This window comes from Streptomyces glomeratus (assembly GCF_021462825.1).
Classification (GTDB): Bacteria; Actinomycetota; Actinomycetes; order Streptomycetales; family Streptomycetaceae; genus Streptomyces; species Streptomyces glomeratus.
In genome coordinates, this window is sequence record NZ_JAKEEB010000003.1 from 153490 (window position 1) to 177973 (window position 24484).

Annotated in this window: 15 protein-coding genes and 3 tRNA genes; 9 read left to right on the forward strand and 9 right to left on the reverse strand. The window is 72.3% G+C overall.

Annotation, left to right across the window (positions count from 1 at the left end; translation table 11 throughout):
• The first annotated feature begins 110 nt into the window (after positions 1–110).
• From LZ604_RS04505 to LZ604_RS04515, 3 genes are all read left to right on the forward strand, one after another.
• Positions 111–1376: an NAD(P)/FAD-dependent oxidoreductase gene (locus LZ604_RS04505; RefSeq protein WP_234512790.1), complete on the forward strand. Its 1266-nt coding sequence runs from the start codon at positions 111–113 to the stop codon at positions 1374–1376.
• Positions 1377–1423: 47 nt separating this feature from the next.
• The gene (gene dnaG / locus LZ604_RS04510) at positions 1424–3331 is read left to right on the forward strand and encodes a DNA primase (protein ID WP_234512791.1); all 1908 of its coding nucleotides are present in this window, start codon (positions 1424–1426) and stop codon (positions 3329–3331) included.
• A 314-nt stretch (positions 3332–3645) separates the two neighbouring features.
• Positions 3646–4779 (forward strand): RNA polymerase sigma factor, encoded by a 1134-nt coding sequence (locus tag LZ604_RS04515; protein ID WP_234512792.1) that lies wholly within the window; start codon positions 3646–3648, stop codon positions 4777–4779.
• 33 nt (positions 4780–4812) lie between these two features.
• Here the strand turns inward: LZ604_RS04515 and LZ604_RS04520 are convergent, their stop codons facing one another.
• The 4 genes from LZ604_RS04520 to LZ604_RS04535 form a co-directional block, all read right to left on the reverse strand.
• A complete protein-coding gene (locus LZ604_RS04520) occupies positions 4813–6741 on the reverse strand; it encodes an ABC transporter ATP-binding protein (protein WP_234512794.1) in 1929 nt (642 codons plus the stop codon).
• Positions 6741–8474 (reverse strand): ABC transporter ATP-binding protein, encoded by a 1734-nt coding sequence (locus LZ604_RS04525; RefSeq protein WP_234512796.1) that lies wholly within the window; start codon positions 8472–8474, stop codon positions 6741–6743. The genes LZ604_RS04520 and LZ604_RS04525 overlap by 1 nt, the downstream gene beginning before the upstream one ends.
• Before the next feature lie 159 nt (positions 8475–8633).
• Positions 8634–10088: a xylulokinase gene (locus tag LZ604_RS04530; protein WP_234512798.1), complete on the reverse strand. Its 1455-nt coding sequence runs from the start codon at positions 10086–10088 to the stop codon at positions 8634–8636.
• A gap of 125 nt (positions 10089–10213) precedes the next feature.
• Positions 10214–10519, reverse strand: coding sequence for a YtxH domain-containing protein (locus LZ604_RS04535; protein ID WP_234512800.1), 306 nt, complete (start codon positions 10517–10519; stop codon positions 10214–10216).
• A gap of 164 nt (positions 10520–10683) precedes the next feature.
• On the opposite strand from LZ604_RS04535, the gene LZ604_RS04540 reads away from it, so the two are divergent.
• From LZ604_RS04540 to LZ604_RS04550, 3 genes are all read left to right on the forward strand, one after another.
• Positions 10684–10756: transfer RNA gene (locus LZ604_RS04540), tRNA-Asn, on the forward strand.
• Positions 10757–10761: 5 nt separating this feature from the next.
• Positions 10762–10834: transfer RNA gene (locus LZ604_RS04545), tRNA-Asn, on the forward strand.
• 167 nt (positions 10835–11001) lie between these two features.
• Positions 11002–11075: transfer RNA gene (locus tag LZ604_RS04550), tRNA-Ile, on the forward strand.
• 253 nt (positions 11076–11328) lie between these two features.
• On the opposite strand, the gene LZ604_RS04555 is transcribed toward LZ604_RS04550, so the two are convergent.
• The 4 genes from LZ604_RS04555 to LZ604_RS04570 all read right to left on the reverse strand — a co-directional run bounded on the left by LZ604_RS04555 (position 11329) and on the right by LZ604_RS04570 (position 16707).
• Positions 11329–12471, reverse strand: coding sequence for a sialidase family protein (locus LZ604_RS04555; protein WP_234512801.1), 1143 nt, complete (start codon positions 12469–12471; stop codon positions 11329–11331).
• A 165-nt stretch (positions 12472–12636) separates the two neighbouring features.
• Complete coding sequence (locus LZ604_RS04560) at positions 12637–13671, reverse strand: rod shape-determining protein (protein ID WP_234512802.1); 1035 nt, start codon at positions 13669–13671, stop codon at positions 12637–12639.
• 233 nt (positions 13672–13904) lie between these two features.
• A complete protein-coding gene (locus LZ604_RS04565; RefSeq protein WP_234512803.1) occupies positions 13905–15263 on the reverse strand; it encodes a carboxyl transferase domain-containing protein in 1359 nt (452 codons plus the stop codon).
• Complete coding sequence (locus LZ604_RS04570; RefSeq protein ID WP_234512804.1) at positions 15256–16707, reverse strand: acyl-CoA synthetase; 1452 nt, start codon at positions 16705–16707, stop codon at positions 15256–15258. The genes LZ604_RS04565 and LZ604_RS04570 overlap by 8 nt, the downstream gene beginning before the upstream one ends.
• A 193-nt stretch (positions 16708–16900) precedes the next feature.
• On the opposite strand from LZ604_RS04570, the gene LZ604_RS04575 reads away from it, so the two are divergent.
• Entirely contained in the window at positions 16901–17788 is an 888-nt protein-coding gene (locus LZ604_RS04575) for an ATP-grasp domain-containing protein (RefSeq protein WP_234512805.1), read from the forward strand.
• Between the two features lie 140 nt (positions 17789–17928).
• Positions 17929–18795: a GNAT family N-acetyltransferase gene (locus LZ604_RS04580; protein ID WP_234512806.1), complete on the forward strand. Its 867-nt coding sequence runs from the start codon at positions 17929–17931 to the stop codon at positions 18793–18795.
• Between the two features lie 9 nt (positions 18796–18804).
• Here LZ604_RS04580 and LZ604_RS04585 read toward each other — a convergent pair whose 3' ends face one another.
• Positions 18805–19410, reverse strand: coding sequence for a hypothetical protein (locus LZ604_RS04585; protein ID WP_234512807.1), 606 nt, complete (start codon positions 19408–19410; stop codon positions 18805–18807).
• A 994-nt stretch (positions 19411–20404) separates the two neighbouring features.
• On the opposite strand from LZ604_RS04585, the gene LZ604_RS04590 reads away from it, so the two are divergent.
• On the forward strand, positions 20405–24466 hold the full coding sequence (locus LZ604_RS04590) for a polymorphic toxin-type HINT domain-containing protein (protein WP_234512809.1): 4062 nt from the start codon (positions 20405–20407) through the stop codon (positions 24464–24466).
• Positions 24467–24484 lie beyond the last annotated feature (18 nt).

Genomic DNA, 24484 nt, shown 5'->3' on the forward strand with positions numbered 1-24484 from the left:
CACGGGTCTGGTGGTGACCCTGAGTGGCCTGATCGGGCCACCCCCTCTTCCCGCGGCACACGGTGTGCGGGACGCTCCCATGTGGCGACATCCTTACGAGGAGGCATCAAGTGGTCGACGCGGATCAGACATTCGTCATCGTCGGAGGGGGTCTCGCGGGCGCGAAGGCGGCCGAGACGCTCCGCGCGGAGGGCTTCACCGGCCGCGTCATACTGATCTGCGACGAACGCGACCACCCCTACGAGCGGCCTCCCCTCTCCAAGGGCTTCCTGCTCGGCAAGGAGGAACGCGACAGCATCTTCGTCCACGAACCGTCCTGGTACGCGCGCAACGACATCGAGCTGCACCTCGGCCAGACCGTCGACGCCATCGACCGCGAGGCGAGGACGGTCCGCTTCGGCGACGACGGCACCCTCGTGCGCTACGACAAGCTGCTGCTGGTCACCGGCGCCGAGCCCCGCCGCCTCGCCGTCCCCGGCACCGACCTCGTCGGCGTCCACCATCTGCGCCGTCTCGCGCACGCCGAGCGCCTCAAGGGCGTCCTCGCCTCCCTCGGCCGGGACAACGGCCACCTCGTGATCGCGGGCGCCGGCTGGATCGGCCTGGAGGTCGCCGCCGCGGCCCGCGAGTACGGCGCGGAGGTCACCGTCATCGAACCCGAGCCGACGCCGCTGCACGCGATCCTCGGCCCCGAGCTGGGCAGCCTCTTCGCCGAACTGCACAGCGAGCACGGCGTCCGCTTCCGCTTCGGGGTGCGGCTCACCGAGATCGTCGGCCAGGACGGAGTGGTGCTGGCCGCCCGCACCGACGACGGCGAGGAGCACCCCGCGCACGACGTGCTCGCCGCGATCGGCGCGGCGCCGCGCACCGGGCTGGCCGAGGCCGCCGGCCTGGAGATCGCCGACCGTGCGCACGGCGGCGGCGTGGTGGTCGACGAGCGGCTGCGGACATCCGACCCCGACATCTACGCGGCGGGCGACATCGCCTCCTCCCATCACCCGCTCTTCGGCACCCGGCTGCGTGTGGAGCACTGGGCGAACGCGCTGAACGGCGGTCCGGCGGCCGCCCGCGCGATGCTCGGGCGCGAGGTGACGTACGACCGGGTGCCGTACTTCTTCTCGGACCAGTACGACGTGGGCATGGAGTACTCGGGGTGGGCGCCGCCCGGGTCGTACGACGAGGTGGTGCTGCGCGGCGACGTGGGCAAGCGGCACTTCATCGCGTTCTGGCTGAAGGAGGGCAGGGTGCTGGCCGGGATGAATGTGAACGTGTGGGACGTCACAGAGCGGATCCAGTCCCTGATCCGGGCCCGGACGGTGGTGGACCAGGAGGCGCTGGCGGACCCCGGCGTGCCGCTGGAGAGCCTGCTCTCATGACGTCACGCGCGCCGTCCGCTGTCACAGCCTCACCGTAGAATCTCCTCGTGGCAGGACGGATCAACGACGAGGACGTGAAGGCGGTCAGGGACGCGGTCCCGATCGACTCCGTCGTGTCCGAGTACCTCCAGCTGCGCAACGCGGGCGGCGGCAACCTCAAGGGCCTGTGCCCGTTCCACGACGAGAAGTCCCCGTCCTTCCAGGTCAGCCCGAGCAAGGGCCTGTTCCACTGCTTCGGCTGCCAGGAGGGCGGCGACACCCTCACATTCGTGATGAAGGTCGACCACCTCTCGTTCTCCGAGGCGGTCGAGCGCCTGGCCGCCCGCGCGGGCATCACACTGCGCTACGAGGAGGGCGGGTACAACCCCACCCACCAGCGCGGCGAGCGCATCCGCCTGGTCGAGGCCCACCGGCTCGCCGCCGAGTGGTACGCCGGGCAGCTCGACACCAGCCCCGAAGCCGGCGCCGGACGCTCGTTCCTGGCCGAGCGGGGCTTCGACCAGGCCGCAGCCGTCCACTTCGGCGTGGGCTACAGCCCCCAGGGATGGGACCACCTCACCCGCTATCTGCGCGGCAAGGGCTTCAGCGACAAGGAACTGATCCTCTCCGGTCTCTCCCAGGAAGGCCGCCGCGGCCCCATCGACCGCTTCCGCGGCCGGCTGATGTGGCCGATCCGCGACATCGGCGGGGACGTGGTCGGCTTCGGCGCGAGGAAGCTCTACGAGGCGGACACCGGACCCAAGTACCTGAACACGCCCGACACGGCCATCTACAGGAAGTCGCAGGTGCTCTACGGCATCGACCTGGCCAAGAAGGAGATCGCCAAGGCGAGCCGGGCCGTCGTGGTCGAGGGCTACACCGACGTCATGGCCTGCCACCTCGCGGGCGTCACCACGGCCATCGCGACCTGCGGCACGGCCTTCGGCGGCGAGCACATCAAGATCCTGCGGCGGCTGCTGATGGACAACGGCTCGGCGCGGGTGATCTTCACCTTCGACGGTGACGCGGCCGGTCAGAAGGCGGCCCTGCGGGCCTTCGAGGACGACCAGAAGTTCGCCGCCGAGACCTACATCGCGATCGCGCCGGACGGTATGGACCCCTGCGAGCTGCGGCTCGCCAAGGGCGATGAGGCGGTCGCCGATCTGGTCGAACCCCGCACGCCGCTCTTCGAGTTCGCGCTCCGCCAGATCGTCGGCCGCTACGACCTGGACACCCCGGCGGGCCGCGCCGCCGCGCTGGACGAGGCGGCGCCGGTGGTCGCCCGGATCAAGAACAGCGGCGCCCAGCACGAGGTGGCGGTCCAGCTCGCGGGCATGCTCGGCATCCTCGACACCCAGTTCGTGGTCAAGAGGGTGGCCCAGCTGGCCCGCTGGGCACGTGACCGGGGCGGCAGGGGACCGGCGCCGGCCGGGCAGCGCACCCCGGGGCCGTACCAGGCGGCTCCCCGCCCGACCGCCTCCGGACCGGCGCTCAACCTCCGCAACCCGGTCTACGCGACCGAGCGGGAGCTGCTCAAACTGGCGCTCCAGCGGCCGGAGCTGGTCTCCCCGGCGTTCGACGCCTACGGGATCGACGAGTTCACGGCGGCGCCGTACGCGGCCGTCCGCCAGGCGATCATGGATGCGGGGGGCGTGGAGTACGGGGGGCAGGACCCGCAGGAGTATCTGGTCCGCGTCCGCGAGGCGGCGCCCGACGACACGGTCCGCGCCATGGTCACAGAGCTGGCGGTCGAGGCGATCATGCTCCGCAAGGAGGTGGACGAGGCCTATGCGGGCGCCCAGCTGGTCACGGTCCGCCGCCGGGCGGTCGAACGCCGCGTCCGTGACGTCCAGAGCACCCTGACCCGCCTCGGCGCCCACGCAGACCCGGCTCAACTCGCCGCCGTGCAGAACGAACTGTGGGTCCTGCAGCAGTACGACCAGGCGTTGCGGGAGCGGGGGGCGGCGGCGCTCTGAGCGGTGCCGGGGGCTACGCCTCGCCAGGGCTCCCCGGGCGGCGCGATCCCGAGGTCAATCGAGCCGAGTAACCGCCCGGTCACGCACCGGACTCAAAAAGTGGTCGCACGCCCCTCGTGGCAGGGATGTGTCGTACTCCACACTGGGGTGCGGTGCCTGAGTCCCCGGAGCGCGGCCGGCCCGTCCACGACGGGTCCGACACCCCCGCCGTTCCGCTCAACGACTTCGGGATGGCCGGCGGGCGACCACCGGTCCCATCCCCGACGTACCGCTGCCGCACCGCTCGGCAGCGACATTCCTGGAGGTCGCCCCCCGTGCAGACCCAGACCCTGGTAGAGACCGAGATCGCCCACGACGAGCCGGACGCCGACAGCGACGGCCTCCCGGCGGTGCCTTCGCAGAGCCGGCTCGCCCACCACCCCGGGACGGATACCGAACCGCCGGGCCCGCCCGAGACGGAGGAACCCCCGGAGCCCTCCGACGCCCTCGCGGCCACCGAGCCCGTCGAACCGCTTCGCGGGCACACCGACACCGGCGGCCCCTCCTCGGACCTGTTCCGCCAGTACCTCCGCGAGATCGGCCGCATCCCCCTGCTCACGGCCGCCGAGGAGGTCGAACTCGCCCGCCGCGTCGAGGCCGGCCTGTTCGCCGAGGAGAAGCTCGTCCACACCCCCGACCTCGACACCCAACTCGCCCTGGACCTGGACCGGCTGGTGGTCCTGGGACGGATGGCCAAGCGGCGGCTGATCGAGGCCAACCTCCGGCTCGTCGTCTCCGTCGCCAAGCGGTACGTCGGCCGCGGGCTGACCATGCTGGACCTCGTCCAGGAGGGAAACCTCGGCCTGATCAGGGCCGTCGAGAAGTTCGACTACGCCCGCGGCTACAAGTTCTCGACGTATGCGACCTGGTGGATCCGCCAGGCCATGTCCCGCGCCCTGGCCGACCAGGCCCGCACCATCCGCGTCCCGGTGCACGTCGTCGAACTCATCAACCGTGTCGTCCGCGTCCAGCGCCGTATGCTCCAGGAACGCGGCTACGAACCGACACCGGAAGAGGTCGCCGCGCACCTGGAGCTGTCCGCCGAACGGGTCGTCGAGGTGCTGCGGCTGGCCCAGGAGCCCGTCTCGCTGCACGCCCCCGTCGGCGAGGAGGACGACGTGGCCCTCGGCGACCTCATCGAGGACGGGGACGCCGCGAGCCCGGTCGAGTCCGCCGCGTTCATGCTGCTGCGGGAGCACCTGGAGGCGGTGCTCTCCACCCTCGGCGAGCGCGAACGCAAGGTCGTACAGCTGCGCTACGGTCTCGTCGACGGCCGTCCCCGTACCCTCGAGGAGATAGGCCGCATCTTCGGCGTGACCCGCGAACGCATCCGCCAGATCGAGTCCAAGACTCTGAACAAGCTCCGGGACCACGCGTTCGCGGACCAGTTGAGGGGCTACCTCGACTGAGAGGGGCCGCTCACGAGGAGCGGCCCCCGGGACTCAGTCGACCTCCGCCACCGCCTGCGCGAACTGCGCCTTGTACAGCCGCGCGTAGGCCCCGTCGGCCTCCAGCAGCTCCTGGTGTGAGCCCTGTTCCACGATGGAGCCGTTCTCCATCACGAGGATCGTGTCCGCGTCCCGGATCGTCGACAGCCGGTGCGCGATGACGAAGGACGTCCGTCCGTGCGCCAGCTTCGCCATGGCCTTCTGGATCAGCACCTCGGTCCGGGTGTCGACGGAACTCGTCGCCTCGTCGAGGACGAGGATCACCGGGTCCGACAGGAACGCCCGCGCGATGGTGATGAGCTGTTTCTCGCCCGCGCTGACGCCCGTGCCCTCGTCGTCGATCACGGTGTCGTAGCCGTCCGGCAGCGTCCGGATGAACCGGTCCGCGTGCGCCGCCCGCGCCGCATCCTCGATCTCCCCGCGCGTCACCTTGCGTGCGGCCCCGTACGCGATGTTCTCCGCGATGGTCCCCCCGAACAGCCAGGTGTCCTGGAGCACCATCCCGATCCCGGCCCGCAGTTCGTCGCGGGACATCTTCGCGATGTCGACCCCGTCGAGGGTGATCCGGCCGCCGGTGACGTCGTAGAACCGCATCAGCAGGTTCACGAGCGTCGTCTTCCCGGCTCCCGTCGGGCCGACGATCGCGACCGTGTGCCCCGGCTCCACCGCCAGCGACAGGTTCTCGATGAGCGGCTTCTCCGGGTCGTAGCGGAACGACACGTTCTCCAGCGCGACCCGTCCGCGCAGCTCCTCGGGACGCACACCGGGCACCGGGTCCGACCCCTGCTCCTCCGCGTCCAGCAGCTCGAAGATCCGCTCCGCCGAGGCAACGCCGGACTGCACGAGGTTCGCCATCGACGCGACCTGCGTCAGCGGCATCGAGAACTGCCGCGAGTACTGGATGAACGCCTGCACGTCACCGATGGACAGCGAACCGGACGCCACCCGCAGACCGCCCACCACGGCCACCAGCACATAGTTGAGGTTCGACACGAACATCATCAGCGGCTGCATGACGCCGCTGTTGAACTGCGCCCTGAACCCGGCCTCGTACAGCTGCTCGTTCTGCTCGGCGAACTGCCGCGCCGACTCCTCCTGGCGCCCGAACACCTTCACCAGGGTGTGCCCGGTGTACATCTCCTCGATGTGCGCGTTCAGCATGCCGGTGGTGCGCCACTGCTGCACGAAGTGCGGCTGGGACCGCTTGCCGACCCGCGTGGCCACCACGAAGGAGAGCGGCACGGTCGCCAGCGCGACCAGCGCCAGCAGCCACGACACCCAGAACATCATCGCGAGCACGCCCACGATCGTCAGCAGCGAGTTGATGAGCTGACCCATCGACTGCTGGAGCGTCTGCCCGATGTTGTCGATGTCGTTGGTGGCGCGGCTGAGCACCTCACCGCGCTGCCGCTTGTCGAAGTACGACAGCGGAAGACGCGACAGCTTCGCCTGCACCTCCTCACGCAGACGGTAGACGGTCTTGTTGATGGCCCGGTTGGACAGCCGGGTGGAGACCGCCATCAACAGGCCGGCCACCAGGAACGTCCCCAGCGCGAGCAGCAGGACGTTTCCGACGGCACCGAAGTCGATGCCCTTGCCCGGGGTGAAGTCCGTGCCGGAGAGCATGTCCGCGATGCCGCCCTCGCCCCGCTTGCGCATGGACGCGAGCACCTGTTCCTTGCTCGGCCCGGAGGGCATCTGACGGCCGATGATCCCGGCGAAGACCAGGTCGGTGGCCTTGCCGAGGATCTTCGGCCCGACCACGGACAGCCCTACGCTCAGCACACCGCAGGCCAGCATTGCGACCATGGTGGCGCGTTCGGGTTTGAACTGGGCGAGGAGCCGTTTTCCGGACCCCTTGAAGTCCATCGAGCGCTGATCGGGGCCGCCCCCGCCCATCATGCGTCCCATGGGCCCGGCCATCAGGCAGCCTCCGCTTCCGTCAGCTGGGAGAGCACGATCTCCCGGTAGGTCTCGTTGTCCGCCATCAGCTCGTGGTGGCGACCGGTGCCGACGACCCGGCCCTCGTCGAGGACCACGATCCGGTCGGCGTCCCGGATGGTCGCCACACGCTGGGCGACGATGACGACGGTCGCCTCGGCGGTCTCCCGCGCGAGCGCCGCGCGCAGGGCCGCGTCGGTCGCGTAGTCGAGCGCGGAGAACGAGTCGTCGAAGAGGTAGATCTCGGGGCGCTGCACCAGGGTGCGGGCGATGGCGAGGCGCTGCCGCTGGCCGCCCGAGACATTCGTCCCGCCCTGTGCGATGGGGGAGTCCAGGCCGTTCTCCAGCTTGGACACGAACTCCTTGGCCTGTGCCACCTCCAGCGCGTGCCACAGTTCCTCGTCGGTGGCGTCGGGGTTGCCGTACCGCAGGTTGGTGGCGACCGTTCCGGCGAACAGATACGGCTTCTGCGGGACGAGTCCGACCGTCTTCGCGAGCAGCGCCGGCTCGACCTCCTGGACGTCCACGCCGTCCACGAGCACCTCGCCCTCGGTGGCGTCGAACAGGCGGGGGATCAGCCCGAGCAGGGTGGACTTGCCGCTGCCGGTGGACCCGATGACGGCCGTCACCTCACCCGGCCGCGCCACCAGGTCGATGCCCTTGAGGACCGGCTCCTCGGCACCCGGGTAGCGGAAACCGGCGCTGCGGATCTCCAGATGTCCGTGGCGCCGGAGCTCGACCACCGGCGCGGTGGGCGGCACGACGCTCGACTCGGTGCCGAGCACCTCCTGGATGCGCTCGGCGCACACCTCCGCGCGGGGCACCATCATGAACATGAAGGTCGCCATCATCACGGACATCACGATCTGCATCAGGTAGGCGAGGAACGCGGTCAGGTCGCCGATCTGCATACCGCCGCTGGCGATGCGGTGCGCGCCGAACCAGACCACGGCGATCGACGAGAGGTTCACCACGGTCATCACCAGGGGGAACATCAGCGCCAGCGTGCGGCCGGTGCCCAGGGACACCTCGGTCAGCTCCGTGTTGGCGCCCCGGAAGCGGTCCTTCTCGTAGTCGTCGCGGACGAAGGCGCGGATCACCCGGTTGCCCGAGATCTGCTCGCGCAGCACCCGGTTCACCGTGTCGAGGCGGACCTGCATGCTGCGGAACAGCGGCCGCAGCCGGCGCACGATCAGCGTCACGGAGATGCCGAGCACGGGCACCACGGCCACCAGGACGCCGGACAGCGGCACGTCCAGACCGAGCGCCATGACGATGCCGCCCACGCACATGATCGGCGCCGACACCATCAGGGTGAACGTCATCAGGGTGAGCATCTGCACCTGCTGCACGTCGTTCGTGGTGCGGGTGATCAGCGAAGGCGCCCCGAAGTGGGCCATCTCACGCGAGGAGAACGACTGCACCCGGCCGAAGACGGCGGCCCGCATGTCCCGGCCGACGGCCGACGCGGTACGGGCGCCGAAGTAGACGGCGCCCATGTTGCAGACGACCTGACCGAGCGAGACCGCGATCATCAGGCCGCCGAAGGTGAGGATGTAGCCCGTGTCCCCCTTCACGACGCCGTGGTCGATGATGTGCGCGTTGAGGGTGGGCAGGTAGAGCGTGGCGCAGGTCTGCAGGAACTGCAGCAGCACCAGCAGGGCGATCGGTTTCCTGTACGGGGCCAAATGGGCCCTCAGAAGTCGTATGAGCACGCGAGGTCTCTCGGAGTCGCAGACGGACGGCGGGGCGGGCGGTGATGCACCATCCCCCTATCGTCGGGCACTCCACCCGTGTTACCTCAACCGATTAAGCCGTCGGCGGCGCCGGTGCGCTCGCTCCCAGGCTGAGGACGAGTCAGTTCGCGTGCCTGCCTACGACCGGAACGCCCCCGGATGCGTCTGCTCGCGTACGGACACGTACTGCTGGCGTACGGCCTGGCCTACGGCCAGTTCGTCGCCGGGCTCCAGGACCTGCGCCACCGCGCCCTGCCAGGCGGGCGGGGTACGGGGGTCGAGGGTGCCCTGCGACACGCCGAGCGACCAGGCCGCCTGCCGGGCCGCGCCGATCGCCGCGTAGTCGGCGGGCTGGGGCACCACGACCTGCACACCGAACAGCGCGGGAGCCGCCGCCTGTACGGCGGGCAGCTCCGCGGCGGCACCGAGCAGGAAGATCCGCCGCACCTCGACCCCTCGTCCGCGCAGCACGTCCAGCGCGTCCGCGAGCCCGCACAGCATCCCCTCGAACGCGGCCCGCGCCAGGTGCTCGGCCTTCATCGACTCGCGCCGCAGCCCGGCCAGGGTGCCCGCGGTGTGCGGCAGGTTCGGGGTCCGCTCGCCCTCCAGATAGGGCAGGAGCACCAGTCCGTGGGAGCCGGGCGTCGACTTCATGGCCAGATCGGACAGCGACTCCAGGTCGGGCAGGCCGAGGAGTTCGGCGGTGCCGCGCAGGGTGCGTACCGCGTTGAGCGTGGTCACCACGGGCAGGTGCATGCCCGTCGCGTCCGCGAGCGAGGTGATCATCCCGGCGGAGTCGACGAGCGCCTCGGGGTGCACGGCCATCACGGATCCGGACGCGCCGAGCGAGACGACCGCGTCCCCGAGCCCGATGCCGAGGCCGAGGGCGGCGGCCATGGTCTCGCCGGTGCCCGCGGAGATCAGCAGCCCCTCCGGTGTCGTACCCGCCGCCTCCGAGGGGCCGAGCACCTCCGGGAGCGCGGCCTGGTGGCCGAGCGCCAGCTCGACGAGGTCGGTGCGGTAGGCGCCGGTCGCCGCCGACCAGTACCCGGTCCCGGAGGCCCCGCCGCGGTCGGTGGTTCTTCTCAGGGGTCGCCCGAGCAGCTGCCATACGAGCCAGTCGTGGGCCTGGAGCAGCACGGCGGTGCGCCGGGCGTTGTCGGGTTCGGCCCTGGTGAGCCAGCGCAGCTTGGTCACCGGCTGTGCGGCCTGCGGAACGCAGCCGACCGCCTCTGCCCAGGCCTGCCGTCCGCCGAGGGCGTCGATGAGGTCGGCCGCCGCGACCTGCGCCCGCTTGTCCCCGCCGACCAGCGCGGGCCGCACGGTGGAGCCCTGGGCGTCGAGCGGGATCAGCGCGTTCTGCTGCGCGGAGACACCGATGGCCTGCACGCCCTCCAGGAGTCCGCCGCCGGCCGCCTCCCCGAGGGACAGCAACCAGGCCTGCGGATCGACGTCGGAGGGACGGCCTCCACCCTCGGGGCTTTCCACCGGATGCGGCGCATATCCCTGCCGGAGCACGGCTCCGGTGTCCGCGTCGCAGACGACGATACGAGTGAAATCGGGTGAACTGTCCAACCCGGCGACTATCCCCATGGCGGAAATTCTGCCGTACGGAGGGGGGTGGGCGTGTCGTCCTGGGAGGCTGTTCGCAGAGTGGCGCCCGTGACGGGAGTGGCGGGTGCCGCTGCTGCGATCGCGCCCTGCCGGTGAGGCCGGGCTCAGGTGTTGCTGGTGCCCCAGTCGTCCGCCCCGCTGCCGTTGGCGTTCCGCTCCCGCAGCGAGCGCACCCGGCCGGCGACGGAGTCGGGCATGTGGTCGCCGACCTTGTCGCTCACCGCGTGGAACGCCTTGCCCGCGATCTCGCGCCCCTGCTGGGCCGCCGTCTCGGCGGTGTTGCGCACGGCGGGGTTCTGCGCGACCTGGCGGGCGGATTTCTTCAGCTGCTCGTAACGCTCGCGTCCGGCTCGTGTGCCGAGCACATATCCCAGGACAAGCCCGGCGACGAATGTGAGCCGATAGCGCATGACGGCCATCCTTCCCTTGCGTCTGCGTCGTCCCTCGGGTGGGCTTTCGGCGCGGCGGGTACCGATTGGCGGAGCACCCCCCTGCTTGCGCTAATGTATGTGTCGCAGCGAGCGCGCGCCCCCTGGCGGATACCCAGGTAGGTACGTTCGATGCAACGAGGCATTCCTCCGTAGCTCAATTGGCAGAGCAGCCGGCTGTTAACCGGCAGGTTACTGGTTCGAGTCCAGTCGGGGGAGCTCGATCCTCCGTAGCTCAATTGGCAGAGCAGCCGGCTGTTAACCGGCAGGTTACTGGTTCGAGTCCAGTCGGGGGAGCGTCTGAACGAGGACCCCTCAGGGGTCCTTTTTCATGTCCGTCGGAACCGTCACGCCCACGGCGGAGTCCTCGAGGTCATGTGTAGCCGACCATCCGAAGCAGGAGATCGTATGAGCGGCTATGCTGCGGCAGACGGCGCGCACAGATGTACGCGACGCGCCGTGACGGGGCGGTAGCTCAGCCGGTTAGAGCAGCGGACTCATAATCCGTCGGCCGTGGGTTCGAGTCCCACCCGCCCCACCGGGGCCTGTCGGTGCAGGAACGTTTTCACCTGCGGGGCAGGGCCAGCCCCCTTCCTACGAAGGGGGCTTCTGCGTACTGGGAGATCGTTGGCCGGGCCGCTGCCGGCCCGAATGCCGGGCGACCACCGGGAAGGACCAGAGGACGTTGCCGGTGATCGCCGATGTCGCCCCCGCTCGGTAGGTGACCGGGGGCGGACGGTCACCGCGGTCACCGCGGGAGCCCGGTGGCCACGCCTGTGGGCCGTTCCCGGTCAGCAGCCGACCGTGAAGGGCCGGAACCGGATCTGCTCATACGGTCCGGCGGCGCCGGTCTCGTAGAGCACTCCCGCCGTGGTCCGGTCGAGCTTGGCGAGGTCGGAGTAGGCGGCCGGGCCCGGGGTGACGACCAGCTCGGTGCGCCACGTCCGGCCGGCGTCCGTGCTGCGGCGCACGGTCAGGTTCCGCCGCTGCGTCGGATCCTGCGGGGCGGAGAACAGCAGCGGCTTGCAGCTGGTGCCGGTGTCCTGCAGCAGGGTGCCCTTGACGACGGGCGCGACGAGGGCGGGGATCGGCCGGAACGGGGCGGAGAACGTACTGCCGTTGGTCAGGCTGTAGGTGAAGGCCCGCGTGGCGGGATCGGTGCCGCCCTCGTCGCGGGCGTTGAGGTAGAGCCGGCCGTCGGGCAGCTGTGCCACGGCGGTCTCGTCGGGGTTGACGCGGCCGTCGGTGTGGTCGTCGACGGCCCCGATGCGCCAGGTCCGGCCGTGGTCGTCGGACAGCAGCAGGTGGGAGCCGCGCAGAAGTCCTGCGCCGGTGTGGTCGGCGGGGATCACAAGCCGGCCGGAGGCAAGGGCGATGCCGTGTCCGGGCCCGGTGGCGTACCACCGCCAGGAGCTCTTCTTGGTGGCGCTGGTGATCTCCCTCGGTGTGGTCCAGGTGGCGCCGTTGTCGGAGCTGGTCTGCACATAGACGCGGCGTCCGGCGGCCGCGCTGACGCGGCCGGCCTGGATGTCGGCCTGGGTGACCTTGCCGGACTGGCGGACCGTCAGGAGCACGATGCGGCCCGTCTCGGGATCGAACACCGGCGCCGGGTTGCCGACGGTGTCGTACCCGTTGTCGGCGACACGCCGGACCGGGCCCCACGTGCAGCCGCCGTCGGTGGACCGGCGGGAGACGACCTCGATGTCTCCGTTGTCGGCGCCGCCGGCCCTGCGTCCCTCGGCGAACGCCACCAGGACGCCGCGGGCGGAGACCAGGGCCGGGATGCGGACCGTGTGGTAGCCGCCGGTACCGGACGTGAAGGGCGTCGAGGAGACGCAGCCCGGCGCGGCGGTGGCGGCCTGCTGGTGGACGGTGACGGCGAGCGCTGCGGCGAGCGTGGCCATGGCAGCGGTGAGCACGCGAACGTGGCGCATGTTCCCCCCGGTGGTCAGTGTGACTCGGCGGGAGCATAGCGACCCATGCTGACGGGCAATCAGGCGCACCACTCGACCGGCGACCGGTCGGGGGAGCGTGGAGCTACCGGCGGGCGCCCGAGTCCGCGTGTGGACTGCGGGCGCCTGTCGCACGGTGGTTCCCGATCACGCCGCCAGCGGGTTGAAGGTCAGGGGCTTGATCCGGCCCTCCATCATGGCGCCCAGGCCCTGCACGGCGCAGATGTCGGGGCGTTCGGCGATGCGTACCGGCATGCCGGTCCACTGGCGCAGCATCTGGTCGAGGCCCGGCAGCAGGGCGCTGCCGCCGACCATCATGATGCCGCGGTCGGCGAGGTCGGCCACCAGATCGGGCGGGCAGTCCCGCAGCACCTTGCCGATGCCGTCGAGCACGGCGATCAGCGGGGTCTCGATCGCCTCCCGCACCGCCGCCGTGTCGACCTTCACCGAGCGCGCCAGCCCGGTCGCCACGTCCCGTCCGAGGATCTCGGTGGCGGGACCGTTCGGGGTGGCCCCGTTGCCGGAGAGGGCGAGCCGCAGGGGGCGTACGGACTGGCTCGGCAGCATCAACGCGTGCTCGTGGCGCAGGTGCTGCACGATCGCGTGGTCGACGGCCTCACCGCCCACCGGGATCCGTTCCGCGGTCACGATGTTCCCCAGCGACAGAACGGCGATCTGGGTGGCGGCGAACCCGCACACCATGATCATGGAGGCCTCGGGCTGCTCGACGGGCAGCCCGCAGCCCACGGCCGCGGCGACCAGCGTGTCGACCAGCTCCACCCTGCGTGCCCCCAGGCCGACGAGCGTCTCGACCGCCGCGCGCTGGGCCAGCGGGTCGGCGTCGTGCGGGGTGCAGGCGGCGGCCCGCAGCCGGGGCTTGCGGCGCAGGGTGCGGCGCAGTTTCTCGCCGAGCAGATGGCGCAGCATGCGCTGGGCCATCTCGATGTCGATGACGGTGCCGCCGGACACCGGCCGCATCACACGGATGTAGGAGGGTGTCCGTCCCGTCATCTTCTCGGCCAGCTCGCCGACCGCTATCAGCGCACCGGTCCGCGTGTTCACCGCCGCGGCGCTCGGCTGGTCGACCACCAGCCCCGAGCCCTTGACGTACACACGGGTCCTGGCCGCGCCGAGGTCGACAGCGAAATGGCAACGGCGCAGCTGGTCCAGGCTGACGGTCATGCGGTACCTCCCGAGAACGGACCGCGGGCGGCCGCCGGTCGGCGGGCCTCTCCTTCAGCATCGTGCGCCGGACCGAAGGACCTCGCCCCTTGAGAAGGGCCGGGCGGGTTCACCCGGGCGGGTGAACCGGGTGCGCGTCGCGTCCCGGGAACCGGGCACGCGCCTTCCCGCGGCGCCCCGCCCCCGCCCGCAGCGGTGCCCCCGCGTTCCCGCGCGCGCCGGTGCTCCGCGGCTCACCCGGATGGCGGGGCCTGGGTGACCTCACCACCCGCGATGCCCTTTACCACCCCCAGGGCCACCAGGTCCTGGGGACGGACGCGGAGCTGGCCCGCCGTCGCCCGCACCCGGTCGGCCGGGCGCTTGAGTATCGCGGCGGCGAGCTCCGGAGCGATCACCGAGAAGTAGCTGTCCGGGGTGACCCAAGTGTTGTCCGGGGCGGCCAGGGCCAGCGCCCCGCCCGATCCGCCCTCCCCGATCACCAGCGTGGTCAGCGGCGTACGGGCCGTCGCCACGGCGGTGAACAGATCCGCGATGGCGGCGCCCACCCCCTGCCTCTCGGCCTCCGCGTCGTTGGCGGCGCCCGGCGTGTCCACCAGCGTCAGCACGGGTACGGACAGGGCGTCCGCCAGCCGGATCAGCCGGGCGGCCGTCCGGTATCCGGCGGGGCGGGTCGCGGTGCCGGTCTGGGCGGCGTACGCGATCGTACGGCCGCCGTGGGTGCCGAAGCCGCACAGCATGCCGTCCGGGTCCCTGCCACCGCTGCGGTCGCCGCCGAGCGCCGCCCGGCGGGTGAAGTATGCGTCCAGGTAGGCCCGGGCACGCGGCCGCCCCGGGTCGCGGGCGCGCTGTACGGCGTCCCAGCCGGTCGCCGGGAGATCCACCGGGCCCAGCGGCCGGGGAACCGGAGCCGGCTCCGTCGAGGGTGCCGTCAGCAGCCCCAGCCACAGGCCCACCGCCGCCCGCAGCTCCGTGGGCGGTACGACCGCGTCGACCGTGCCCGCCGTCAGCTGCGCCTCCGCGGTGTACGCCGCCGGGTCCGCATCCGGCGGTCGCACCCGGGAGCCCGCGAAGCCCACCTGGGCGCCCGGCAGGGCCAGCACCACGTCGGCGCCGGCGCCCAGCGTGGCCCAGCCGCCGCCGGTGGTCGGGTCGCGCAGGACCGCGAGCTGCGGCAGCCCGGCCGCGCGGGTGAGCGCCGACTGCCGGGCCACCCGTTGGAGCTGGGTCAGCGCGAGCATGCCCTCCTGCATCCGGCTGCCGCCCGTCGCGACCAGCGAGACGACCGGCAGCCGCTGGGCGCGGGCGTGGATGTGCGCCGCCTCCAGCCGGTCGCCGGTGCGTTCGCCGAGCGAGCCGCCCAGAAAGCCGAACTCGAAGGCGATCAGCACGGCCGGGGTGGAGCCGACGGTCGCGCGCCCCCAGACCACGGACTCCTCCTCGCCGGTGCGTGCGGCGGCGCGGGCGCGCGAGGCGTCGTAGCCCGCCCAGGCCAGCGGGCCGTCCGGGACGGACCGCCGTGGCGGGCCCGGCAGTTCCGTGAAGTCGTCGGTGACGAGGGCGAGCGCCTCCCGTGCGGACGGGCGTTCAGGCATCGCCCAGGGCCCGCTTCATGATCTTCCCCATGTCGTTGCGGGGCAGGGCGTCGAGGTACCGCACCGTGCGGGGCCGCTTGTGCGGGGCGAGCCGCCGGGCCACATGGTCGGCCAGCTCTTCGGCGCCGGGCCGGGCCGCAGGGTCGGCCGGCACCACCCAGGCGACGATCCGCTCGCCCAGGTCGTCGTCGGGTTCGCCGGTGACGGCGGCCTCCCGCACCCCCGGGTGTTCCAGCAGCGCGTTCTCGATCTCACCCGCCCCGATCTTGTACCCGCCGCTCTTGATGAGGTCGGTGGCCTTGCGGCCCACGATGCGCACATAACCGTCCGGCTCACGCACCGCCATGTCCCCGGTGCGGAACCAGCCGTCGGCGGTGAACGCGGCGGCGGTGGCGTCGGGCCGGTTGAGGTACCCGGTGAACAGGTTCGGGCCGCGCACCTGGATCTCGCCGACCGTCTCCCCGTCGTACGCCACGATCGGGGTGCCGTCCTCCTCGACGAGCCGCAGGTCCACACCCGGCAGCGGCACACCCACCGTCCCCGCGCGCGGCTCCCCGTCCGCGCGGACGCTCGTGTTCATCAGCGTCTCGGTCATGCCGTACCGCTCGATGACCCGGCGCCCGGTGGCGGCGGCGATCCGCTCGTGGTCGTGCACCGGCAGCGCGGCGGACCCGGAGACCAGCAGCCGGGCCCCGCCCAGCGCCTTGGCCAGCTCCGGGTCGCCGGGCAGCGCCTCCGCGATGCGGTGGTACATCGTGGGCACCCCGAACAGCATGGTCGCCCCGTCGCCCAGTTCGCGGGCCACGCCGTCCGTGCCGAAGCGTCCCAGGTGCCGCACGGAGCCGCCGCGCCGCAGCGGCCCCACGGTGCCGAGCACCAGCCCGTGCACATGGAACAGCGGAAGGCCGTGCACCAGGACGTCGTCCGCGGTCCACTGCCAGGCGTCCGCGAGCGCGTCGAGTGTGGCGGCCACGGCCCGTCGGGGGATGAGGGCGCCCTTGGGCGGGCCGGTGGTCCCGGAGGTGTAGACGACGAGGGCGGCGCTCTCGCCGTCCACCTCGGCGGGCGCGTACGCTCCCGTGCCGCGCACGTCGACGTCGACGCGCTCCAGCCCCCGTACGGCTTCGGGCAGTTCGTCGCCGGGGGCCACCAGCAGCAGTGACGGCGCGCTGTCCGCCAGGATGTGCCCCAGCTCGCGCTCGCCGGACTTCGGGTTGAGCGGGACGACGGGCACGCCGGCGGTCAGCGCGGCCACCACCGCGACGGCGGTCTCCAGGGAGGGCGTGGCCCACAGGGCCACCCGCCCCGGAGCCCCGCCCAGTCGTCCGGCGAGCGCTCCGGCCGCCGCGGCCAGCTCGCCATAGGTCAGCGCCCGCTCCCCGAACCGCAGCGCGGGCCGCCGCGCCGCCCCGGGATCGGTCAGGGCCGGAAAGAGGGAGGACACGCGGGACTCCTCGCGTCGAAGCGGACGTGACGTAGTACGGACATCGAATCCGTTCCTACACCAGAGCCGGCGAAACCCGCCTCCGCCGTGACGGAGACCTCACTCCTCCCGGGCCGACGTGCACGGGTCCCGTTGTTCCCCGGGCCGTTGTTAGCCTGCGCGCACGTGCTGTCCCACGAACAGGAGTTCAGACGTGTTCCGCACCCCCGCCGTCCGCGTCGCGCTGGTCACCTGCCGCCCCGGACCCGAGGTGGCGGCTGACGGCGACCTTCCGGTCCTCGTACGGGAGGTACGGGCGGCCGGGGCCGACGCCGATGCCGTGCACTGGGACGACCCGGACGTCGACTGGGCCGCGTACGACCTGGCCGTGATCCGCTCCACCTGGGACTACAGCTGGCGGGCCGCGGAGTTCACCGCCTGGGCGGAGCGGTGCGGGAAGGCCACGCGGCTGGCCAATCCGGCGCCCGTCGTGCGCTGGAACACCGACAAGCGCTACCTCGGGGAACTGGCCTCGGCGGGCGTCCCCGCCGTCCCCACCCGGTATCTGGCCCCGGGTGACCCCGTCGACCTTCCCCGCGACCACGAGTACGTCGTCAAGCCCACCTCGGGCGCGGGCGCCCGGTTCGCCGCCCGGTACACGCCCGGGGAGCGCGACACCGCCGTACGGCATCTCGCGCGGATGCACGCGGAGGGGTTCACGGCGATGGTGCAGCCCTACGTGCGGGGCGTCGAGGTGGCCGGCGAGCGGGCGTTGCAGTTCTTCGGCGGGCGGCTGCTGCACGCCAGCCGGAAGGGGGCCGTCCTCGCGCCCGGCACTCCCTACGACGAGCCGAAGGTGGCCCACCCCGGCCTGGAGCCCTGGGTGCCGACCCCGGCCGAACTGGCCGTGGCCGAGCGCGCCCTGGCCGCCGTACCGGGGGCCCCGGAACTGCTGTACGCCCGTGTCGACCTCGTGGACGGCGCGGACGGGCAGCCGTGCGTGATGGAACTGGAGCTGGTCGAGCCGAACCTGTTCCTCTCCCTGCACCCCGGGTCGGTGCCGAAGGTGGTGGACGCCGTCCTGGCGGCCGCGGGCCGGTGACCCCGGCGGTCCGCCGGGCTTCTTCACGAAGACCGCCGGCGGCCCGGCAGGCCGCCTCGTGCTCCCTTCCCCGATCCCCATCACGCCGGCCGGCCGGAAACCGGGTGCGGGCCGTCGGCGCGATGGTGTGTGATCGGGGGATGCCGATTCTGCTGGGCACGCCGGGCGCCGACGGGTTGAGCGAGGTTGTGGGCGTGCTGCGGGAGTGGCAGTACGACGGGGCGCCGATGCAGCTGCATCCGGGGGACCTGGGCTGGTTCTGGCGGTTCGGTGCAGAGACGACGGCCGCGGCGGTCCGGACCTGGAGCCGGGACGGACGGATTCTCGCCGTCGGGCTGCTGGACGGTCCCGAGCTGTTGCGGCTGACGATCGCGCCGGACGCCCGGCGGGACGAGGAGCTGGCGCAGCAGCTGGCCGAGGACGTGACCGAACCGGCGCGCGGCGTACTGATGGAGGGGGAGGTGTACGTCGAGGCGCCCCCGGGCGCGCTGGTCCAGGATCTGCTGTTCGAGGACGGCTGGAACGCCGGTGAGCCGTGGACGCCGCTGCGCCGCGACCTCACCGAGCCGGTGGAGGACCCGGGCGTGCGGATCGAGGTGATCGGGCCGGACCAGGCGCATGTGCGGACCGCCGTACAGCGGGCATCGTTCGACAGGTCGACGTTCACGGAAGAGCGCTGGCACGCGATGGCGGCCGGATTGCCGTACGCCGACGCCCGGTGTCTGGTCGCGTACGACGACCGGGGCAACGCGGTGGCGGCGGTCACGGTGTGGTCGGCCGGTCCGGGGAAGCCCGGGCTGCTGGAGCCGATGGGCGTGGACCGGGAACATCGCGGTCACGGCTACGGCAAGGCGATCACCGTCGCCGCGGCGGCCGCACTCCGGGAGCTGGGCTCGTCGAGCGCGATCGTCTGCACCCCGAGCTCCCATGCCGGCGCAGTCGCCACCTACAGGTCGGCCGGCTTCCGGCAACGCCCTGAGATCCGGGACCGGCGCCGGGACGCGTAGGGCGTGTCGTCAACCCCGAGGTGGCGGCTGCGCGTCGCGGACGGCCACCCGCTGCAACAGCCCCCATGTGAACTCGGCGACCACCTCCCGCGGTACGCCCTTCGCGTCGGGGGCGGTGAAGGCGAGGCCCCAGCGGGTGGGGGCCGTGCCCTCCAGGGGGCGGGCCGGGGCGAAGGCGCGGGCCACCTCGTCGACCGTGCAGGACCAAGGGGCCAGATCGTCGACGGTCTCCAGCTTCGGGGCCGGCGCGCCGGGGGCGCGGACCAGCCACTCGTTCCAGATCTGCCCGTCCGGCCCGGCCAGCACCTCGAAGCGCAGGTCGGGCCAGAGCGGGACGGGCCACAGCCGGGCCTCACAGTCCAGATCGCCGATCCGGCGCGGGGCCGTCGACTCGGGCTCGCCGAGCACCGAGCGGAAGAGGGAGGCGGCCGACCGGGCGCGCGGCGACCGGAGCATCGCCTGCCACCGCTTGTTGGCCTCGCGCATGTCGGCGACGGACACGCCCAGTGTGCGGCGGGCGTCCTCCACCAGGTGAGGGTTGTGGTCGGCCATACGGCGCAGCAGGACCAGCTGGAAGTCCGGGGCGCGGAAGGGGTGTTGCGGGTTCCGGTTCACGGGCGCTGTCGACAGCCTTGGGTCTCGACGGGGGTCTGCGCGCCCCACCGTACTGCCCGCCGGCCGGTCACGCCGGAAACAGCGGACACTGAGGGAAGTGTCGGCTCTCGGGTTGCCCATGAGGCCCATGAGATGGACCACATTGTCATGCGCTGGTAAAGCGGCGGTCCAACCGCCTACCGTGTGCGGCGAGTGATTTTCGCTGCGCATGCCTCCTGCGGTCGCTTCTCCGGCGGCAGGAGGGGTGGTAGGGGGTGCAGCGCACACGCGCGTCGCGTACGGCCGGCCGCTCATGGCACGCTTCCGGGCTGCTCACTGACCAGTGCAGACCGAGTCGTGCCGGCTCTCATCACGGCCCCGGAGTACCCCCTGCGACAGATGCGCCCAGGGGGAAGGGACGCAGATGAACAGGCTTGCGGCTGCCGCGACCACGGCTGCTGGACCGCTCGCACGGCACGGTGACACCCCGTCCGCCGGAGCGGTGGAGGGGCCCGGGGCGGCGCGTTCTTCCATGTCCCCGGCCAGGCAGCGCCGGTGACGTCCCTTTGGCTCAGGTGGAACCGCGTGTGACGGGCTGAGGACGGCCGGAAAGCCGGACGGTCGGCCCGCCGGACGCGTCTTCGCGTCCGTCGGGACGACGGTCAACCGACGGCGGACGGTGGGCAAGGGACGGCGGACGCCTCTTCGCGCTCTCGGCCGCCGGTCGCCCGTCGCCGGTCGCCGGTCCGGCGAGGGCACCCCGCCCCCCGGCCCTTTGCCGGATGTCACCACGCCTGTCACCCCGCATCACTCCACCATCCCGCCCACCCCTCCCGACCCGTTCGACGCAGGCCCGTGGCGGCGACGCCGTTCGCCGCCCTCTGCGGCGACGGGAACCGCCACCTGCTCCGGGCACCCGTGCGCTCGGACCGTGCGGCGGAACTCCCCCGTCCACCGGCCCTCTTCGAGGTCCGGGAAGCAAGCAACGCACCTCCTCCGACGAGCAAGGAGCTTCATGAAACGGAGTCAGCGCCCGCCCGCGCGAAAACGAAGAGGCGTCATCAGAGGCGTCTCGTGGGCGGCGGCAACGGCCGTCCTGGCAGGTCTGCTCACCGCGTACCCCGCCGTCGCCGACGGCACGCCCGACGGCACGGTGGAGCCGTTCCACCTGTCCGCCCGGCAGCAGGTGGTGGAGATCTGGGCCACCGGCGGCAGCGAGGTCAAGGAGGCGGCGGAGGCCGCTCTCGTCGGCAGCGACGACGACATCGCCACGTTCCTCGAGACCTACGGGGACCTGCAGACCCAGGACTTCCGGGTCGAAGCGGCCCAGATCGGCGACCTGGGCGGGGAGAACACCCTCGACGCGGTACGCCAGGCACTGACCGGCCCGGAGAGCGGTCTGGCCCACTTCCTGAAGGAGGGGTGGCAGGAAGCCTTCCAGCAGGATCAGCGGGTGCTCGTCGCCCGCGCCGTCGACGCGGGCGGCCCGGAGGTCCAGGCGCGCGGCCGGGCGGCCCTCAACGGCACGCCGGAGGACGTACAGAAGTTCCTGGAATCGGGTCAGCGCGAAGCCCAGGAGCAGGACGACCGCGTCCTGGCGGCCCAGATCGTCGCCGCGGGCGGAGCGCAGGTGAAGGCCTCCGGACGCCTCGCGCTGAGCGGCACGATCGACGACGTCCGCGAGTTCCTGGACGTGGGCCAGTTCGTGGCCCGCAGTCGTGACGAGGAGTACGCCGGCGTCGCCGAGCTGGCGGACCAGGCGGAGCGGGCGGGCAAGGTCGCCGCCAAGGAGACGAAGGCCGCCGAGGCCGCCTCCAAGGAGGCGATCGAGGCCTCCAAGCAGGCCAAGGAGGCCGCTCAGAAGGCCGCGCAGGAGGCCGAGGCCACCAAGCAGGACTCGGCCGGCGCCGCTCGCGCGGCCAACCGGGCGGCGAGCGCCGCCGCCGGGGCCGCGAAGGCCGCCCAGCGGGCCATCGCCGCGGCCGACGCCGCCAACAGGTCGGCCCGCGTGGCCGCCGCCGCTGCCGCCCAGGCGGCATCCGCCGCGGTCGGTGCAGCCAACGCCGCCTCGAACGCGCGCAGCGCCGCCGCGGCGGCCGCGATCAACGCGAACCAGGCGGACGCGGCCAAGAAGGCCGCACAGCAGGCCAACGCGGCTGCCGCGGGCGCCGACAAGGCGGCCGACGCCGCCGACCAGGCCGTGAAGGCCGCCATGGCCGCCGGTGACGCCGCCGCCTCCGCGGCCGGCGCGGGCGCCAACGCCACCGCGGCCGCGGACGCCGCCGTACTCGCCAGTCAGTACGCCGGAGAGGGCAGCGCCGCAGCGGCGAACGCCCGGGCCGCCGCCGCCCAGGCGCACCGACAGGCCGCCGAGGCCGGCCGGGCCGCCAGTGCCGCCGAGTCGCTCGCCCGCAAGGCGGCCTCGGCGGCCGCCGAGGCCCGCGACGCCGCCCGCTCGGCCGCGGCGCACGCCAAGAAGGCCGCGGACGCGGCGAACGACGCCGCCAAGCACGCCGGTGAGGCGAACGCGGCGGCCCAGCGCTCCACCGAGCACGCCAAGGCCGCCACCGAGGCGGCGGACACCGCCTCCAAGGCCGCCCAGCAGGCGCAGACCGTGTACACGCTCGCCCGCCAGGTGGAGTCCGAGGAACTGCTCGCCCGCACCAACGCCGGCATCGAGAACGCCCGCGATCTGAAGGCGCAGGAGGAGGCCGACGAGGCGCGGCGCAAGCAGGAGGCCGACGACGCCGAGCAGCGCCGCCGCACCGCGGACGACCTCGCCAGGAAGGCGCGGAGCGGTGCCGGTGACGAGGAGATCGCGCGGCTGGGCCGGCAGCTGGCCCTGGCCGACGCGAAGGACGGCAAGCCCTGGATGCGGGCCGCCGCCCAGGCGGCGCTCGGTGCGGACACCGAGGACGTCGTCGACTACGTGCGCACCGGCCGCACCGAGGCCCAGCAGCAGGACGACCGGACGGACGTCGAGCGGCTGGCGGAGGAGAGCGCCGTCAAGGGGGTGCGCGACGGCGCCGAACAGGCCCTGGACGGCGATGCCGCCACCGTGAGCGCGTTCCTGCACGAGGGCCAGTACAAGGTGGGCAGCGAGGCGTACCGGGTGGCGGTGGCGCAGGCCGCCGACGCCGGCGGCCCCGTGGTCAAGGAAAGGGCCCGCAAGGCGCTGGACGCCGGGACCACCGAGGCGTACCGCACGTTCCTCACCGACACCCTGGCGAAGGCCCGGGTCGAGGACGACCGGGTCAAGGCCGCCCAGCTGGTCGACAGCGGCACCCCGGAGGTGAAGTCCGCGGCGCGCATCGCGCTGGAGGGCCCCTCCTACCTGCTGCGCCGTTTCGTCGAGTCCGGCCAGTACACCGCCCAGCGCAAGGACATGCTGTCCCTCACCCACCAGCAGCAGGTCCAGCAGCTCGTGGCGCAGGCGCTTCAGGTCGCGGCCAAGGCCCAGCAGAACGCGGCGAACGCACAGGCCACCGCGGCCAACGCCCGCAAGGCGTCCGGCGATGCGGACAAGTGGGCGGCGAAGGCGAAGGACTCCGCCCGCACGGCGTCCGACTACGCCAGGGAAGCCGACCGGCACGCCAAGGACGCCGAGGCCTCGGCACGGCAGGCGGCGGAGTCGGCGAGTACCGCACGTGCCGCGGCCGACCGCGCCAACCGGTCGGCGCACGACGCCGCGGTCTCGGCCAGCGACGCCACCATGTCGGCGGAACTGGCCCAGAACTCGGCCGGCTCCGCGTGGGCGTCGGTCGCCGAGGCCAGGGCCTCCGCCGCCCGCGCCGGCAAGAGCCGGGACGAGGCGCTGAAGGCCGCAGGCGAGGCGTTCGCCGTCTCGGTCAAGAAGTACCGCGAGGAGGAGGAGCAGCGCCGGCGTGAGGCCGTGGCCAAGAAGGAGGCCGCGGAGAAGGACCCGGGCTCACGGGCCGAGGAGCTGTACCGGTGCGGCATCGTCGGCTGCGAGGCCGCCAAGAACCCCGGACGCTGGTGCCAGCACAACGAGGTCTACTGCGACGTTCTGTCCAAGACCCCGCAGCTGGAGATCCTGGTCGACAACTTCACCTGGTTCGTCAACACCGTCACCGGTCTCGGCCAGCTGGAGGCCTGTGCCCAGAAGGGCGATCTGGAGGCGTGCTGGCAACTGGGCCGGGACATGGCGGTCTCGAACAAGTTCCGCATGATCGGCATCGCCTACAAGATGCTGATGAGGCTCGAGCGCGGCTGCGGCGAGTGCTTCCCGGCCGGCACCCGTGTCCTCATGGCGGACGGCAGCCGGAAGCCGATCGACAGGCTCCAGGCCGGAGACCTGGTCCGGGCCACCGACCCGGTCACCGGCGAGAGCGGGGCGCGGCACGTCACCCGGCAGATCGTCACCAAGGACGACAAGCACTTCGCCGCGCTCACCATCCGGGGCCCGACCGGCGGCCGTAGCCACATCACGGCCACCTACGACCACCCCTTCTGGAGCGTCAACCTCCGTGCCTGGGTGCCCGCCACGGATCTGGTGCCCGGCGACAGGCTGCGCACCGACAGCGGGACGACGGCGACCGTCCTCGCCAACCACGCCTTCGATCGCCGGGCCGTCACCTACAGCCTCACGGTGGAGGGTCTGCACGCGTTCTACGTGCTGGCCGGGAAGACCCCGCTGCTGGTCCACAACTCCGAGTGCAAGCCGCTGGTGCTGGGGCTGTCGAAGTTCATCGACGAGGAGACCGAGCGCCACAACGGATACAACTTCATGGGCGAGGACCTGAAGGAGATCACCGGCCGGGTGAACGGCAAGCCGTACACCAAGTGGATGGCCGCCGTGCAGGACGTGCTGCGGAGCAACAAGAAGGTGTATGTGAGCCTGAAGGGCTTCGACCCGCCCGGGGGAACGTGGCAGCAGAAGTTCGACACGGCCGTCGAGAGAGGGCAGGGCGACAACTGGTCGTCCACCGAGTGGGAGATGGCCCAGATCGAGCGGTACTACCGGACGGGGGACCTCGACTGGAAGAACGTGGAGTTCTACGACGACAATGGCGTCAAGGTTGACATCGACCCGCCGAAGCCCCCGAAGAAGGACTAGAACGAGCGGCGGACAGGG

Bases quoted from the DNA above. Each gene is read 5' to 3' on its own strand.
- LZ604_RS04520 (WP_234512794.1), bottom strand. From the start codon at position 6,741: ATGGCCGGGCCCATGGGACGCATGATGGGCGGGGGCGGCCCCGATCAG.
- LZ604_RS04530 (WP_234512798.1), bottom strand. From the start codon at position 10,088: ATGGGGATAGTCGCCGGGTTGGACAGTTCACCCGATTTCACTCGTATC.
- LZ604_RS04535 (WP_234512800.1), bottom strand. From the start codon at position 10,519: ATGCGCTATCGGCTCACATTCGTCGCCGGGCTTGTCCTGGGATATGTG.
- LZ604_RS04555 (WP_234512801.1), bottom strand. From the start codon at position 12,471: ATGCGCCACGTTCGCGTGCTCACCGCTGCCATGGCCACGCTCGCCGCA.
- LZ604_RS04560 (WP_234512802.1), bottom strand. From the start codon at position 13,671: ATGACCGTCAGCCTGGACCAGCTGCGCCGTTGCCATTTCGCTGTCGAC.
- LZ604_RS04565 (WP_234512803.1), bottom strand. From the start codon at position 15,263: ATGCCTGAACGCCCGTCCGCACGGGAGGCGCTCGCCCTCGTCACCGAC.
- LZ604_RS04580 (WP_234512806.1), top strand. From the start codon at position 17,929: ATGCCGATTCTGCTGGGCACGCCGGGCGCCGACGGGTTGAGCGAGGTT.
- LZ604_RS04590 (WP_234512809.1), top strand. From the start codon at position 20,405: ATGAAACGGAGTCAGCGCCCGCCCGCGCGAAAACGAAGAGGCGTCATC.